The following is a 13,720-nucleotide window of genomic DNA, read 5'->3' as shown; positions in this document are numbered from 1 at the left end:
CGGTGATTGCGGCGCTTTTTCTTATCCGTTTTTTTGAGCTAATTTTTTGTTTTTTATGTATAAAAATTAAACTTCTTTATGCGGGGATCCTGGTAGTGCAGGCAATTTATGTCCGATAAAACAGAGTATTGACTACTACATTCATCCGCAGCATGATCAAAAGAGAATGAGATTTATTTTTGTTTGAGTGCAGAACGTGCTGGCTGATGCCACGCCGTTGCGGCGCAGGAGCGAGTTATGCCACAGCGGGTGATGCCTGCAGAGCAGGGAATCGTGCTGGATTCCCTGTCGGCCGGATACGGCCAGATCCTGATTGTCGATGATATTCAGTTGACGATTCCTCACGGTAAAATGACGGTACTGGCCGGGGCTAACGGCTCCGGTAAATCTACCTTGCTGTCGACGATTGCCCGCATGCTGAAACCGCTTGGCGGCAGCGTGCGTCTGGATGGTCAGACGATTCACACTATGCCGACCCGGGCGGTTTCACGTCAGCTGGGGATTCTGCCTCAGTCGCCGCTCACTCCCGAAGGATTAACGGTCTTTGAGCTGGTTTCCCGCGGTCGCTACCCCTGGCAGGGATTGATGCGCCAGTGGTCTGATGCCGACGAGCGGGCGGTAGAAGAGGCGATGGCGTTGACCGGCACCGCCGAATTTGCCCATCTGCCGGTAGACAGCCTCTCCGGTGGCCAGCGCCAGCGCTGCTGGATTGCGATGGCGCTGGCGCAGGAAACGCCGACGATTCTGCTGGACGAGCCGACCACCTGGCTCGATTTGCGCTATCAGGTCGATATCCTCGAACTGCTGCAAACCCTGACCCGTGACCATGGACGCACGGTGGTCACCGTGCTGCACGACCTTAACTTTGCGGTGAACTATGCCGATATCCTGGTGTTCCTCAAGAAAGGGCGTATTGCCGGGATCGTGGACGAAAACGCCAGCTGTACCCCGGAGCTGATCAAAACCGTGTTTGACGTTGAGGTCCAGATGTCGCTCAACCCGCAGACCGGTAAACCCTTTTTTATGCCCTTTCGCGCGCGGCAGGAGGAAGCCCAATGAGCGCCTCCGCGCTGCTGTTGCACCGCCGCCGCCAGGCGCGGCCAAAACGCGCGCTCGTGCTCCTGACGCTGCTGCTGATTGTCGGTTCGGTGGTGCAGCTGGGACTGGGGGCTCGCTGGATTGCGCCGGAGACGGTGCTCCAGGCGCTGTTTCACTACGATCCACGTAATTTTGACCAGCGGATTATTGTCGAGCTGCGTCTGGTTCGCCTCGCCGCGGCGCTGTTGACCGGCGCGGCGCTGGGCGTCGCCGGAGTGCTGCTGCAGACGGTGATTCGTAACCCGTTGGGGGAACCGCATATTCTGGGGCTTAATGCCGGCGCCTCACTGGCGGTAGTCGCAACATCGGCGCTGGGTCTGAGCGGAATGACGTCAGGTCGCCCGCTGATTGCCGCCGCCGGCGCTGCGCTGCTGTTTGGCGGCGTCATGCTGCTGGCGACCTCCGGGCGCGGCGGGGCGACGCCGCTACGCATCACGCTCTGTGGCGTGGCGCTCTCCGCCTTTGCCTCGGCGGTCACCGCCGCGATCCTGATTCTGGATGAACAAACGCTGCTGGCGATGCGCACGTGGCTGGCAGGCGATCTTGCCGGACTCAACTGGCCAGTTTTACGATCGGCGACGCTTCCGGCGCTGGCCGGTGGCCTGCTCGCGCTGCTTATCGCGCCTCGCCTGAACGTTCTGGCGCTGGGCGACAAGGTGGCGCTGGGGCTGGGGGTGGACATTCTTCAGACCCGACTGCTGGGGCTGGGTGCTATTGCGCTACTGTGCGGTGCGGCAGTGGCGGTCGCCGGGCCGATCGGTTTTGTCGGACTGGTGGTGCCACACGTTATTCGTCGCCTGATCAGCGAAGATATTCGTCTGGCGCTGCCGCTGGCGGCGCCGGTCGGGGCGCTGGTGCTGCTGTTTGCGGATATCGCCGCCCGCACCCTGGTGGCGCCGCAGGAGCTGGCGACCGGGGCGATGACTGCGCTGGTTGGCGCTCCGGTATTTATCTTTATCGCGGCGAGGTTTTTTAAATGAAAAACGCGGTGCGCCGTGCCGGTTTCCGGCCCCTTCGCGCGGGGAGCTGCCATCTGCTCCTGCGCCCTGCGGCGCTGAACATCGCCGCGGTGCTGATTATTGCCATTCTGCTTCTGGCAAGCTTTGGCCTGACGCGCGGCAGCTTCCCGCTGCCTGCCGGTACCCTGGCGCGTGCGCTCTTTGCCCCGGAAAATGTTGGCGACCAGTCACGCTTTATCCTGTTTGATATTCGCCTTCCCAGGCTGCTGATGGCGCTGCTGTGCGGCGCCATGCTCGGGCTGGCGGGGGCGGCGATGCAGAGCATCACCCGAAACGGACTGGCGGATCCGGGGCTGATTGGCGTCAAAGAAGGGGCCAGCGTGGTCGTGCTGGCGTTGATTCTGTTCTTTCCCGCCGTCGGGCTGGTCTGGCGGCCGCTGGCGGGCATTCTCGGCGGGGCGCTGGTGGCGCTGCTGGTGCTGGTTCTGGCCCGGGATTGCTCGCGGCCGCGCTTCATTCTGATCGGTATCGGCGTCTCCTGGACGCTGGCGGCGGCGGTCGGCATTTTTATGACCACCGCCGATGTGCGCGATGTGCAAACGGCGATGATCTGGCTTGCCGGCAGTCTGCATGCGGCAACCTGGACGCTGCTGCTGGTGGCCTTTTTGTGGGCGTTGCCGGGGACATTGATTCTGTTTCTGACCGCCCGGGCGGCAGATGTGGCGCTGCTTGGCGACCGTACCGCCGTGGGACTCGGCGTACGCCTGCAGCAGCTGACCCTGCTGCGCTTTTTTGCGCCGGTGCTGCTCACCTCCGCCAGCGTCTCCTGCGTCGGTAGCCTTGGTTTTGTGGGGCTGATGGCGCCGCACATGGCACGCTTTCTGCTGCGCGGTGGTCAGGTGTCGCTCCTGTGCGGCAGCGCGTTGATTGGCGCGCTGCTGGTGCTGTTTACCGATACTCTCGGCCGTCTGGCCTTCGCGCCGCTGCAAATTCCGGCCGGAATTGTTATTGCGCTGGTGGGGTGTCCGTTTTTTATCTTGCTGCTGTGGCGTCGTCGTGACGCCCTGTAATGTAGAAGGGTTGCTATGCGTTGGCTTATTTCTTTGCTGTTGTTAGCGGCGGGCGTGACCGGCGCCGCCGAGCGTCAAACACAAACGTTTACTGATGATTTAGGGCGGGTGGTGACGGTGCCGCTGCATCCGCAGCGTATCGTCTCGATGCACGACCTGGATATCACGATTCCGCTGATTGAGCTTGGCGTGCCGCCGGTGGCCAGCCACGGGCGCACCCGCCCCGACGGTAGCCACTATCTGCGCTCCAGCGCCCAGCTGACCGGGGTCGATTTTGATAACAGCGCGATTCAGTTTATCGGCACCGCGGATATTGACCTCGAAGCCGTTGCAGCGGCGAAGCCGGATCTGATTATTACCGAACCGAGTCGCCACGTCTCTGTGGAACAGCTGGCGAAGATTGCACCGACGGTCAGCATTGACCATCTGCAGGGCAGCGCGCCGCGAATTTACAGCAAGCTGGCGCAGCTCACCGGCAGCGAAGCGCGGCTGGCCATTCTTGAGCGCCGCTATCAGACGCAGATAGCCCAGCTCAAAGCGATGGTGGATACCCGCAACATCACGGTGTCGGTTATTCAGGCCAACAATGGCAAAGTCACCGTTCACCACTCTTACCACGCGCTGGGACGGGTACTGCGCGACGCCGGGTTTCGTTTTCCGCCGTTGATCGACAAGATCCCTGACGGCCAACGTATTGACGTCAGCGCCGAACAGCTGCCGGAGCTGGATGCAGATTTTGTTTTTGCTACCTGGCGCTCGGATACCGGCGGTAAACCGCAGGAGGAGCTGCAGGCGATGGAAGGGGTGATGCCCGGCTGGTGCGACTTTATGCGTGCCTGCCGCACCGGTCGCTATATCCTGCTGCCGCGTGAGGAGGTTATCTCCAACTCCTTTGCCGCTCTGACCCTGATGGTGGCACAGGTGCAGTCGCACATTGCCGGTCGGCCGCTGCCGGCGGAGCTGAAATGAAAACCCCGGTAAAAAGAGAGAAAGGGCGGGTCGACCTGTTCGGCGAACGCTTTCGCGCCCGGGCGCACCAGCTCTCGCCGCGGCTGCTGGCGGTCGTCAGCTATATCAACGAAAACCGGGAAGTGGTGCTGGAGCGCACGGCGATGGAGATCGCCGCGGCGACTCAGACTTCGGATGCCACGGTGGTGCGGGCCATTCAGGCGCTGGGCTTTGCCGGACTGCGCGAACTGAAGCAGACCATGGAGCGCTGGTTCGGCCCCTCCATCACCTCATCGGAGAAGATGCTGTCAACGGTGAATGCGCTCTCCTGCGATGTGAATTCGAGCATTGATTTTGTGCTGGAGGGCCATCAACGCGCCTGTGAAGTGCTCTCTCGCCCCACCAATCGCGCCGCCGTCGCCCAGGCGGTAGCGCTACTCAGCGAGGCGCGGCAGGTGGCGATCTTCGGCATCGGGGCATCGGGGATTCTGGCGGAGTACACCGGCAGGCTGTTCAGCCGTATCGGATTACCGTCCAGCGTGCTCAACCGCACCGGCTTCAGCCTTGCCGAGCAGCTGATCGGTCTGCAGCGCGGCGATGTGATGATTATGATGGGACAAAAATCGCCGCATCGCGAAGGGATGACCGCGCTGCGTGAAGCCCGGCGGCTGGGGATCCCGACGATTTTGTTAACTCAGGCGGTGGACTCACGCTTCAGCCAGGAGGCGCAGGTGGTGATCGACGTTCCGCGCGGCGGCGATAACGGCCGGGTACCGCTGCACGGTACGGTGCTGGTCTGTCTCGAAATGCTGGTGCTGTCGGTGGCGACCACCACGCCGCAGCGGACCATGAAATCAATGAAGCGCATTAACGAACTGCATAAAGCGATTGGTAAATCCGGCGGTAAACGCAGCTAAGTACGCGATAATTCACAGGCTGAAAGGTTTCCTGTTGCAAGTAATCGTGATGATGTGTATTTTTATGCAAAATTAATGCATAAAAAGAGGTTGTCATGATGGGAAAATGGATGAAGGCGTGCTGTCTGTTGGTGGCTCTGGCAGGGAGCGCGCAGGCGGCACAGGAGACGTACGTTGTCGGTTCCGGCGGGACCTACCGCCCGTTTGAATATGAAAACAGCCAGAAGCAGCTGGAAGGTTTTGATATCGATATCATCAAAGCGATCGCCAAAGCGGAAAACTTTAATATCAAGCTGGTGAATACCCCGTGGGAAGGGATCTTCGCCACTCTCGGCTCCGGCGACCGCGACATCATTATCTCCGGGATAACCATCACCGATAAGCGTAAACAGATGGTTGATTTTTCCGCTCCTTACTTCCCGGCTGAACAGTCCATCGTGGTGCCGGCAGACTCCAAAGTGACCTCCCTGGCAGCGCTGAAGAGTGAGAAGGTCGGCGTGGTGAACTCCAGCACCGGCGATATCGTGGTCTCTGATGTGCTGGGTAAAAACAGCACCTCTATTAAGCGTTTTGATAATACCCCGCTGATGCTGCAGGAGCTGTTTGAAGACGGCGTCAGCGCGGCGGTGGGCGATGTGGGCGTGGTGAAATACTACATCAAACAGCACCCGGAGAAGCAGTTCAGGCTGGTGCCGGACGCCAGGTTTGAACGTCAGTATTTCGGTATTGCGGTGGCCAAAGGCAACGCTGAGCTGCAGGCGAAAATCAACGCCGGTCTGAAGAAAATCGTCGCCGACGGCACCTACGCCAAAATCTATAAAACCTGGTTTGACGACAACGTCCCGACGCTGCCTGCGCAATAATTCATCTTTTGGTTTTCATGACGGCTATCGACGCGTGCGATAGCCGTATTTTTTAGGGAAGCACTATGACGGGATTCCGTTGGGAGATCATCGAGGAGTACGGTCCGCTGTTTATGGACGGCGCCTTGATGACCATTAAATGTACCATTATCTGCGTGATCCTCGGTACTCTGTGGGGCCTGACGCTGGGCCTTGGGCGTATGGCGAAAGCGGAACACGGCGCGTGGAAATATGTGCTGCGCTATCTGGTGCAGTATCCGGTGCGCGTTTACGTCAGCGCGTTTCGCGGCACCCCGCTGTTTGTGCAGATTATGGTGGTGCACTTCGCGCTGGTGCCGCTGTTTATCAACCCGCGTGACGGTCTGCTGGTCAGCCATGGGCTGATGAGCGCCGATTTCGCCCGCGAACTGCGTTCTAACTACGGCGCGTTTCTCTCCTGTATCGTGGCCATTACCCTTAATGCCGGGGCCTATGTCTCGGAAATCTTCCGCGCCGGGATTCAGTCGATTGATAAGGGGCAGATGGAAGCCTCACGCGCGCTGGGGATGCCGTGGTGGAAAACCATGCGCCAGGTGATTCTGCCGCAGGCCTTTCGGCGGATCCTGCCGCCGCTGGGGAACAATGCCATTGCCATCGTCAAAGACTCTTCGCTGGCTTCGGCGATTGGTCTTGCCGATCTGGCCTATGCCGCGCGTACCGTGTCCGGCGCCTATGCCACCTACTGGGAACCCTACCTGACCATTTCTCTGGTCTACTGGGTCATTACCTTCCTGCTGGCGCAGCTGGTTAACCGTCTGGAAAAGAGGTTTGGCAAAAGTGATTCACATTAATAATCTGCACAAACGTTTCGGCGACAGCCACGTACTGCGGGGCATCAGCTGCGATATTAAACCGCAGGAAGTGGTCTGTATTATCGGGCCGTCGGGTTCCGGAAAAAGCACGTTCCTGCGCTGTATGAATGCGCTGGAAAGCGTCAGCGAAGGCATCGTCGAAGTCAACGGCTTTGCCGCCCACGACCGCAGCACCGATCTGAACAAGATGCGGGAAAGCGTTGGCATGGTATTTCAGCGCTTTAATCTGTTCCCCCATATGACGGTGCTGGGAAATCTGATCATGGCGCCAGTCAACCTGCACGGCGTGAGCCGTTCGCAGGCGGTGCTGCTGGCGGAGGAGCTGTTGGCGAAGGTTGGATTAAGCGATAAGCGTGACGCCTGGCCCTCCAGTCTCTCCGGCGGCCAGCAACAGCGGGTGGCCATTGCCCGCGCGCTGGCGATGAAGCCTTCGATTATGCTGTTTGATGAGCCGACCTCTGCGCTGGACCCCGAGCTGGTGGGCGACGTGCTGGAAGTGATGAAAAATCTCGCCAGCGAAGGGATGACGATGGTTATCGTCACGCACGAGATGGGCTTTGCCCGTGAAGTGGCTGACCGGGTTATCTTTATCGATCAGGGTATTATTCAGGAAGAGGGGAGACCAGAGCAGATCTTTACCGCTCCGGTCAATCCGCGCACCGCGGCCTTTTTAAGCAAGGTATTATAATACCGTACGACGGCGCGCCATCAGGGAGCATCCGCTGATGGCGCTTGCCGTTGCATCTCAGGCGGTTTCAGTCTGAGCATCGTCGTCATCGCGGTCCTGGCGTTCATTCGCCAGCAGCGTTTTCTCCGTTTTCCCCAGGCACTGAATCAGCAGGAACAACACTCCGCAGGCCAGCAGGGCGATCAGCAGGCCATCATAGCCGGAGACGCTGATCAGCAGGCTACTGACAACCGGCCCGGCAACGCTGCCCGCCGACCAGAAAAAGCCCAGCAGCGCGTTGATCATAATAAGCTTCTGCCCGCTGAAGGTTTTACCGGCGCGCACCAGCGAGAGCGTATATAGCGCCCCCGCCGCCGCGCCAAGAATCAGACACCCGACAATGAGCTGTACAGGCGACGCCAGCAGGAATGGCAGCGCCACCAGGGCGAGGCAAAACACCGCCGCGCAGCTCAGATGCACGCGGCGGATACCAAATTTGTCGGCTACCCAGCCCAGCGGCGCCTGGAAGAAGGCATCGCCGGTTAGCACAATGGTCACCAGCAGGACCGCCATCGCTTCGTTCAGCCCTTTATCCATCCCGTAGAGCGGCAGCAGCGCCAGAATGCTGGCGTCGAAGAAGGCGAAGCAGAAGACGCCGGACGCCAGAACCGGTAAAAACGCGCCCAGGCTACGCCAGCTGGCGCGTTCAGAAAGGCTTTCGCGACTTCCGCTCGGCAGATGGCGCAGCATCAACAGACAGGCTGCGGTCAGACCGACGACGGCCAATAGCACCCAGATTTGATAATCGGCGCCGGCAGAGATCAGCAGCGGCCCGGCCAGCTGGCAGCCGGTGAATGCCGAGGCGTAAATACCGGTCAGCGTCGCGCGGTTTTTACCCGCCGCGCCGCCGGTTATCCAGCTTTCGCCAAGCACGATGATCACCCCGGAGGCGATACCGGTCAGAAAGCGCGGCAGCAGCAGCGGCAGCAGATCGACGGTCAGACAGGAGGCGATGGTGGCGAGCGCCAGCAGGATCAGGTTGGCCGTGAGCAGGGTGCCCATCTCAAAACGACGGCACAGCGCGGGCGAGAGAAACGACGAGAGCATCATCCCCGCCGGCGGCAGTGCGGCCAGCAGGCCGACATAGACCGTGTCTATCTGCTGCTGCGCAAGTTCAAGGCTGATTAAAGGCACCGTATAACCGGTGATAAATCCCACTAATGACGCGGCCATAATCATCGCCAGCGTGGGGGCAAGGCGATTCTGGTCTGGGTTAAACATTTTATTCCCGATAACGGAAGTCAACAGGTGGATAATCCGGCAAAGTGCCGACGACCCTGAATATTAATTAATCGTATGCGCGCTGTCACCGTTGAAATGACTACTAATATTGATACGCGGGTGCGGGCACCCGGCAAAACGCGCCGTTCGGGCCTCCGGGGAGTGTTGTCAGCGCGCTGGCGAAAGGATATAACGAAGAGGGCATTCCGCCAGCGACGGGCGCATGCATAAAATGTATCCCGATTTCATACTCGTTCAGCGTTGATGCTGTGCAGGAAAGGAGTAACACATGGCAGTATCGCCTTCATCGATCGCCGAGGCCATCCGCTGGCGTCGTGATTTTCATGCCTGCCCGGAGCTGGGCTACCAGGAACAGAAAACCTCGCGTCGCGTCGCTGAATTATTGACATCTTTTGGCCTGCAGGTGCATAGCGGGCTGGCAGGGACCGGGGTGGTGGCCACCCTGGAGAACGGCCCCGGGCCGGTTATCGGCCTGCGCGCCGATATGGACGCGCTGCCGATTACTGAACTGGGTGACGTCAGCTACAAGTCCCGTAATCCGGGCGTGATGCACGCCTGCGGCCACGATGGTCATACTGCTATGTTGCTGGCCGCCGCCGCCCATCTGACGCAGACTCGCCGCTTTCGCGGGACGGTGCATTTTGTTTTTCAACCGGCCGAGGAGAACCTCGGCGGTGCGCGCAAGATGGTGGAAGAGGGGCTATTTGAACGTTTCCCGATGGACGGTATCTACGCGCTGCATAACTGGCCCGGGCTGCCGCTGGGGCACGTGGCGGTTAACGAAGGGCCGATGATGGCCTCGCTGGATGCGTTTGAAATCACCCTGACCGGCAAAAGCTGCCATGCGGCGATGCCGGAAAGCGGCGCCGATCCGATTGTCGCCGCCGCGCAGCTGATTATGGCCCTGCAGACGATCCCCTCGCGTCGCCTGTCGCCGCAAGAGTCGGCGGTCGTCAGCATTACCCAGATTAACGGCGGTGAAGCGATTAACGTTTTACCGGACAAAGTGGTGCTGCGCGGCACCTTCCGCTGCCTGAGCAACCGGGTGCGTGAACGAGTGAAAGGGCTGATTGCGCACTATGTCAGTACGCAGCCGCAGGTCTCCGACGTGCAGGGGAGCATTGCCTGGTATCCCGGCTATCCGGTGACCAAAAACCATCGCGCGGAGGCGCTAAAGGTGCGCGAGGCGGCGGTGGCGGTACTGGGCGAGGCGGCGGTGAGCGGGCAGATCGCGCCGTCGATGGCGTCGGAGGATTTTGCCTGCATGCTGGAGGCCTGCCCTGGCGCCTATTTCTGGATCGGTACCGATGGCGAAACGCCGTCGAAACCGCTGCATAATGCCAGCTATGATTTTAACGACGATCTGATTGAACACGGCGTGACGCTGTGGACGGCGCTGGTGGAAAAACTGCTGCCGGCGGGCTGACGCCACGGCGGAACCTGTTGCGATCGCCGTGAAAGGGAGAGGCGATACCTCTCCCCCGACAATCAGGCGTTTACTGCCGCCTTCAGGCGCGCTTTCATGTCACTGTAGGCGCGCCAGGCAAACTGCTCTGCCCAGAGCTGGTCCTTGATGGCTTCTATCTTCACCGCGCAATATTTGGTTTCCGGCGTTTTCGAGACCGGGTCGAGGTTGTCCTGAGTCAGCTCATTGCAGGCACCGACCCACCACTGGTAGGTCATATAGACGGCGCCGTGGTTAATACGATCGCTGATATCCGCGCGGGTAATCACTTTTCCGCGACGCGAGCTCACCCACACCAGCTGCCGATCGGCGATCCCCAGCCGGTCGGCGTCGGCGCGGCTTATCTGCACGCGACCGGGCTCATCGGCAAGGGATTGCAACGCCGCGCAGTTGCCGGTCATCGAGCGGCACGAATAGTGGCCGACTTCGCGCACGGTACAGAGCACCAGCGGATAGTCGGCATCCGGGGTCTCCGCCGGCGCACGCCACGGCGCGGCAAACAGCTGACCTTTCCCCGACGGGGTATCAAAGCGGTTTCCTTTATACAGCCAAGGCGTGCCGGGATGTTCGAGCGTCGGACACGGCCACTGCACGTGGTTCATATCGCCCATTTTTTCATAGGTGACGCCGTAGAACAGCGGGCACAGTTCACGCATTTCGTCCCAGATTTGCTGGTTGTCGTCGTAATGCATCGGGTAGCCCATTTCGCTGGCCAGCAGGCTGATGATCTCCCAGTCGCGTTTTACGTTGCCCGGGGCCGGGATGGCTTTTTCGAAGCGCTGAAAACCGCGATCGGCGCAGGTGAAGACGCCGCCGTGTTCGCCCCAGGAGGTGGCCGGCAGCAGCACGTCGGCTATTTCGGCGGTTTTGGTCATGAAGATATCCTGCACCACGACAAAATCCAGCGCCTCGATGCCCTTACGCACCAGCCCCAGATCGGCTTCGGTCTGCAGCGGGTCTTCCCCCATGATGTAGTAGGCTTTGATCTCCCCGCTCAGCGCTTTATGCGGAACTTCGGTAATACGGGTGCCGACTTTGTCATCCATTATGGCCGGGTCGATCCCCCAGGCCTCGGCAAATTTGGCGCGGACGTTGGGATCGGTCACCTCCTGATAGCCGGGGAACAGATTCGGCAGCACGCCCATGTCGCAGGCCCCCTGGACGTTATTCTGCCCGCGCACCGGGCCGACGCCGACATGTTCCCGGCCGAGATTACCGGTCAGCAGAGCCAGGCTGGCGAGGCCTTTCACCACGTCGACCGCCTGGCCGAACTGCGTAACGCCCATGCCCCACATAATCGTGGCCGACGGCGCGGCGGCAAACATTCTCACCGCCTGACGTACCTCTTGCGCCGGGACGCCGGTGACCGCTTCCACCGCTTCAGGCGAGTAGGCTTTCACCGCCTCACGGTAGGCGTCCAGCCCTTCGGTAAAGCGTTCGACGTAATCATGGTTATAGAGATCTTCTTCCAGCAGAACGTGGCCGAAGGCGTTGACCAGCGCCATATTGCTGCCGTTGTTGAGCTGCAGGTGGCGATCGGCAATGCGGGCGGTTTCAATTCGTCGCGGATCGCAGACGATGATTTTCGCGCCGTTTTCGCGCGCTTTAATCACCCGACGGGCGACGATAGGGTGGGAATCGGCGCAGTTGTAGCCAAAGACCAGCAGACATTTTGAGTGTTCAATATCGCTGATGGAGTTGCTCATCGCGCCGTTACCCAGCGCCACCTGCAGACCCGCTACCGACGGACCGTGACACACGCGGGCGCAGCAGTCGACGTTGTTGGTGTTTAACACCGCCCGGGCAAATTTCTGCATCACATAGTTGGTTTCATTCCCGGTACCGCGAGACGAACCGGTCGTCATAATCGCGCGCGGGCCATACTGTTCTTTAATCTCCCGGAGTTTTTTAGCCGTATAGCGAATCGCCTCGTCCCAGCTGACCGGGGTGAGTTTCCCCCCTTTCTGGTAGCGAATCATCGGCTGCTTCAGGCGTGGGGTAAGCAGCTGAGTATCATTAAGAAAATCCCATCCGTAATACCCTTTGAGGCACAGCTGATTCTGATTGGTCACCCCATCGGCGGCTTCCGCACGGATAATTTTATTGTTATCGACAACCAGCTTGAGTTTGCAACCCGCCCCGCAATAAGGGCAAACGCTTGTGATTTTTTTCATCAGTAACAGACCTGTTAACAGTGAATGAAGATCGATGGTCAGGCCGGGCCCGGCCCGCCATCGTCATAGAATCCTTTCGCCGCGATGCAAGCGGAAGGCAGGAGCGGTATGCAGAAGTTGTGCCAAAATTAATGCGTTGATATATAAGGGGATTAATTCGTGCTGCGGAGGTATCGTCGTGATGTCGTCACTAATGACGATGACGTAACAGAACGCCCGGGAAGGGCGTTCTGTCAGAGGCTAGCGCATTTTGGGCTGAAACTGCGCCAGTTCCTGCGCCGGGAATCCGGCTTCCAGCGCCGCTTCGCAGATGGCCTGCCAGCTTCCGGCATCCAGTGGAATGCCCTGCGCCAGGCGCGCCTGACGATTGGCTTCTTCCCATTCGCCCGGCACCAGAATCGGCGTCTGCGCATCGTGAGGCGACTGTTTACACCAGTCGATGAAGGCTTCCGTCTCGCGCTGCATATCCGGTGCGTCGAAGGCTTTCGGGTCGAGAATAATGGTGGTCATGCAGTTGAAGATGGCATCAACGCAGGTCTGTAGGCTCTGCTGGTGGGTGGTCTGGCCGCCGGAAACGGCGCCGCCGAGGATTTCGCACAGCGTGGCGAGGGCGTAGCCTTTATGTTGGGCAAAGGTGAGCAGGGCACCCAGCGGCGACGTCTGCATGACCGCCGGGTCGGTGGTCGGTTCGCCTCGGGCGTCAATCAGTGAACCGGGCGGAACGGCTTCGCCTTTATGCCAGGCGACGCGCGTTTTGCCAAAGGCAATCGCGCTGGTGGCGTAGTCGAGCAGCAGCGGAGGCTGACCTTCTCGCGGGAAGATAACGCACAGCGGATTGGTGCCAAAGCGGCTGTCTTTGCCGCGAAACGGGGCAACCATCGGGTCGCCTACGACGCTGACGAAGTGGATCGAAATAAAACCTGCCGCCGCGCACTGCTCGGCCCAGTAGCCGATGCGTCCGATATGATGCGCGTTGCGCAGGGCGATAGCCGCCATACCGTGTTGCCGGGCTTTCTCAATCCCTTTCTGCATCGCTTCATGGGCTACCACCTGACCAAAGCCTGCGTTGCCGTCGAGCGTCACCACCGCGCCGGCGTCCTTCATCACGCTGGCATGGCGGTTAAGCTGCAGATGCCCCTGCGCATGAGAACGCACGTAGCTCGGGATCATCCCCACGCCGTGTGAGTCGTGGCCGGCGAGATTAGCGGCCACCAGATGGTCGGCGACAAGGGAGGCTTCGGTGGGAGAACTGCCAAGCTGAATGAAGAGAGTGTTGACGAACTGATGCAGATCCGTCGCCTGAAAACGATATCCGGTTTGCACTGATACGCTCCTGTGACCTATTTGATTGTGTTGTTGTTTTGTTAAGTTTGCGCTTCCATGCTGCGCTCCTGGGCGAAGAAGAT

The 13,720-nt window shown here is 59.9% G+C and carries 12 protein-coding genes; 9 read left to right on the top strand and 3 right to left on the bottom strand.

Features of this window, described 5'->3' with window-relative positions:
* The first annotated feature begins 237 nt into the window (after positions 1 to 237).
* The 8 genes from ROR01S_RS19230 to ROR01S_RS19195 all read left to right on the top strand — a co-directional run bounded on the left by ROR01S_RS19230 (position 238) and on the right by ROR01S_RS19195 (position 7,394).
* Positions 238 to 1,059 (top strand): ABC transporter ATP-binding protein, encoded by an 822-nt coding sequence (locus tag ROR01S_RS19230; protein WP_064359796.1) that lies wholly within the window; start codon positions 238 to 240, stop codon positions 1,057 to 1,059.
* Positions 1,056 to 2,078, top strand: coding sequence for a FecCD family ABC transporter permease (locus ROR01S_RS19225; RefSeq protein WP_064359795.1), 1,023 nt, complete (start codon positions 1,056 to 1,058; stop codon positions 2,076 to 2,078). Before ROR01S_RS19230 ends, ROR01S_RS19225 begins: the two co-directional genes overlap by 4 nt.
* A complete protein-coding gene (locus tag ROR01S_RS19220; protein ID WP_004863097.1) occupies positions 2,075 to 3,127 on the top strand; it encodes a FecCD family ABC transporter permease in 1,053 nt (350 codons plus the stop codon). Before ROR01S_RS19225 ends, ROR01S_RS19220 begins: the two co-directional genes overlap by 4 nt.
* A gap of 15 nt (positions 3,128 to 3,142) precedes the next feature.
* Positions 3,143 to 4,096 (top strand): iron-siderophore ABC transporter substrate-binding protein, encoded by a 954-nt coding sequence (locus tag ROR01S_RS19215; RefSeq protein ID WP_004863094.1) that lies wholly within the window; start codon positions 3,143 to 3,145, stop codon positions 4,094 to 4,096.
* Positions 4,093 to 4,992 (top strand): MurR/RpiR family transcriptional regulator, encoded by a 900-nt coding sequence (locus tag ROR01S_RS19210; protein WP_004863091.1) that lies wholly within the window; start codon positions 4,093 to 4,095, stop codon positions 4,990 to 4,992. The genes ROR01S_RS19215 and ROR01S_RS19210 overlap by 4 nt, the downstream gene beginning before the upstream one ends.
* A 95-nt stretch (positions 4,993 to 5,087) precedes the next feature.
* Positions 5,088 to 5,855: a basic amino acid ABC transporter substrate-binding protein gene (locus tag ROR01S_RS19205; protein WP_004863087.1), complete on the top strand. Its 768-nt coding sequence runs from the start codon at positions 5,088 to 5,090 to the stop codon at positions 5,853 to 5,855.
* Between the two features lie 65 nt (positions 5,856 to 5,920).
* On the top strand, positions 5,921 to 6,685 hold the full coding sequence (locus ROR01S_RS19200) for an amino acid ABC transporter permease (RefSeq protein ID WP_004863083.1): 765 nt from the start codon (positions 5,921 to 5,923) through the stop codon (positions 6,683 to 6,685).
* Positions 6,672 to 7,394, top strand: coding sequence for an amino acid ABC transporter ATP-binding protein (locus ROR01S_RS19195; protein WP_064359816.1), 723 nt, complete (start codon positions 6,672 to 6,674; stop codon positions 7,392 to 7,394). Before ROR01S_RS19200 ends, ROR01S_RS19195 begins: the two co-directional genes overlap by 14 nt.
* A 57-nt stretch (positions 7,395 to 7,451) precedes the next feature.
* Here ROR01S_RS19195 and ROR01S_RS19190 read toward each other — a convergent pair whose 3' ends face one another.
* Positions 7,452 to 8,654 carry an MFS transporter gene (locus tag ROR01S_RS19190; protein ID WP_064359794.1) on the bottom strand — a complete coding sequence of 401 codons (1,203 nt, stop codon included), beginning with the start codon at positions 8,652 to 8,654 and terminating at the stop codon, positions 7,452 to 7,454.
* 289 nt (positions 8,655 to 8,943) lie between these two features.
* On the opposite strand from ROR01S_RS19190, the gene ROR01S_RS19185 reads away from it, so the two are divergent.
* Positions 8,944 to 10,101, top strand: a complete 1,158-nt coding sequence (locus ROR01S_RS19185; RefSeq protein ID WP_064359793.1) for a M20 aminoacylase family protein — start codon at positions 8,944 to 8,946, stop codon at positions 10,099 to 10,101.
* Between the two features lie 62 nt (positions 10,102 to 10,163).
* On the opposite strand, the gene fdhF is transcribed toward ROR01S_RS19185, so the two are convergent.
* Positions 10,164 to 12,314 carry a formate dehydrogenase subunit alpha gene (gene fdhF, locus ROR01S_RS19180; protein WP_004863070.1) on the bottom strand — a complete coding sequence of 717 codons (2,151 nt, stop codon included), beginning with the start codon at positions 12,312 to 12,314 and terminating at the stop codon, positions 10,164 to 10,166.
* Between the two features lie 240 nt (positions 12,315 to 12,554).
* Positions 12,555 to 13,637 (bottom strand): malate/lactate/ureidoglycolate dehydrogenase, encoded by a 1,083-nt coding sequence (locus ROR01S_RS19175; RefSeq protein ID WP_004863067.1) that lies wholly within the window; start codon positions 13,635 to 13,637, stop codon positions 12,555 to 12,557.
* Between the last annotated feature and the right edge of the window lie 83 nt (positions 13,638 to 13,720).

The organism is Klebsiella ornithinolytica NBRC 105727 = ATCC 31898 (genome assembly GCF_001598295.1).
In the GTDB taxonomy this organism is placed as follows: Bacteria; Pseudomonadota; Gammaproteobacteria; order Enterobacterales; family Enterobacteriaceae; genus Klebsiella; species Klebsiella ornithinolytica.
The sequence above is the reverse complement of the archived record's forward strand: the minus strand, read 5'-3'. Positions and strand labels throughout refer to the sequence as shown.

Bases quoted from the DNA above. Each gene is read 5' to 3' on its own strand.
- ROR01S_RS19215 (WP_004863094.1), top strand. From the start codon at position 3,143: ATGCGTTGGCTTATTTCTTTGCTGTTGTTAGCGGCGGGCGTGACCGGC.
- ROR01S_RS19185 (WP_064359793.1), top strand. From the start codon at position 8,944: ATGGCAGTATCGCCTTCATCGATCGCCGAGGCCATCCGCTGGCGTCGT.
- fdhF (WP_004863070.1), bottom strand. From the start codon at position 12,314: ATGAAAAAAATCACAAGCGTTTGCCCTTATTGCGGGGCGGGTTGCAAA.
- ROR01S_RS19225 (WP_064359795.1), top strand. From the start codon at position 1,056: ATGAGCGCCTCCGCGCTGCTGTTGCACCGCCGCCGCCAGGCGCGGCCA.
- ROR01S_RS19220 (WP_004863097.1), top strand. From the start codon at position 2,075: ATGAAAAACGCGGTGCGCCGTGCCGGTTTCCGGCCCCTTCGCGCGGGG.
- ROR01S_RS19210 (WP_004863091.1), top strand. From the start codon at position 4,093: ATGAAAACCCCGGTAAAAAGAGAGAAAGGGCGGGTCGACCTGTTCGGC.
- ROR01S_RS19230 (WP_064359796.1), top strand. From the start codon at position 238: ATGCCACAGCGGGTGATGCCTGCAGAGCAGGGAATCGTGCTGGATTCC.
- ROR01S_RS19190 (WP_064359794.1), bottom strand. From the start codon at position 8,654: ATGTTTAACCCAGACCAGAATCGCCTTGCCCCCACGCTGGCGATGATT.
- ROR01S_RS19205 (WP_004863087.1), top strand. From the start codon at position 5,088: ATGATGGGAAAATGGATGAAGGCGTGCTGTCTGTTGGTGGCTCTGGCA.
- ROR01S_RS19200 (WP_004863083.1), top strand. From the start codon at position 5,921: ATGACGGGATTCCGTTGGGAGATCATCGAGGAGTACGGTCCGCTGTTT.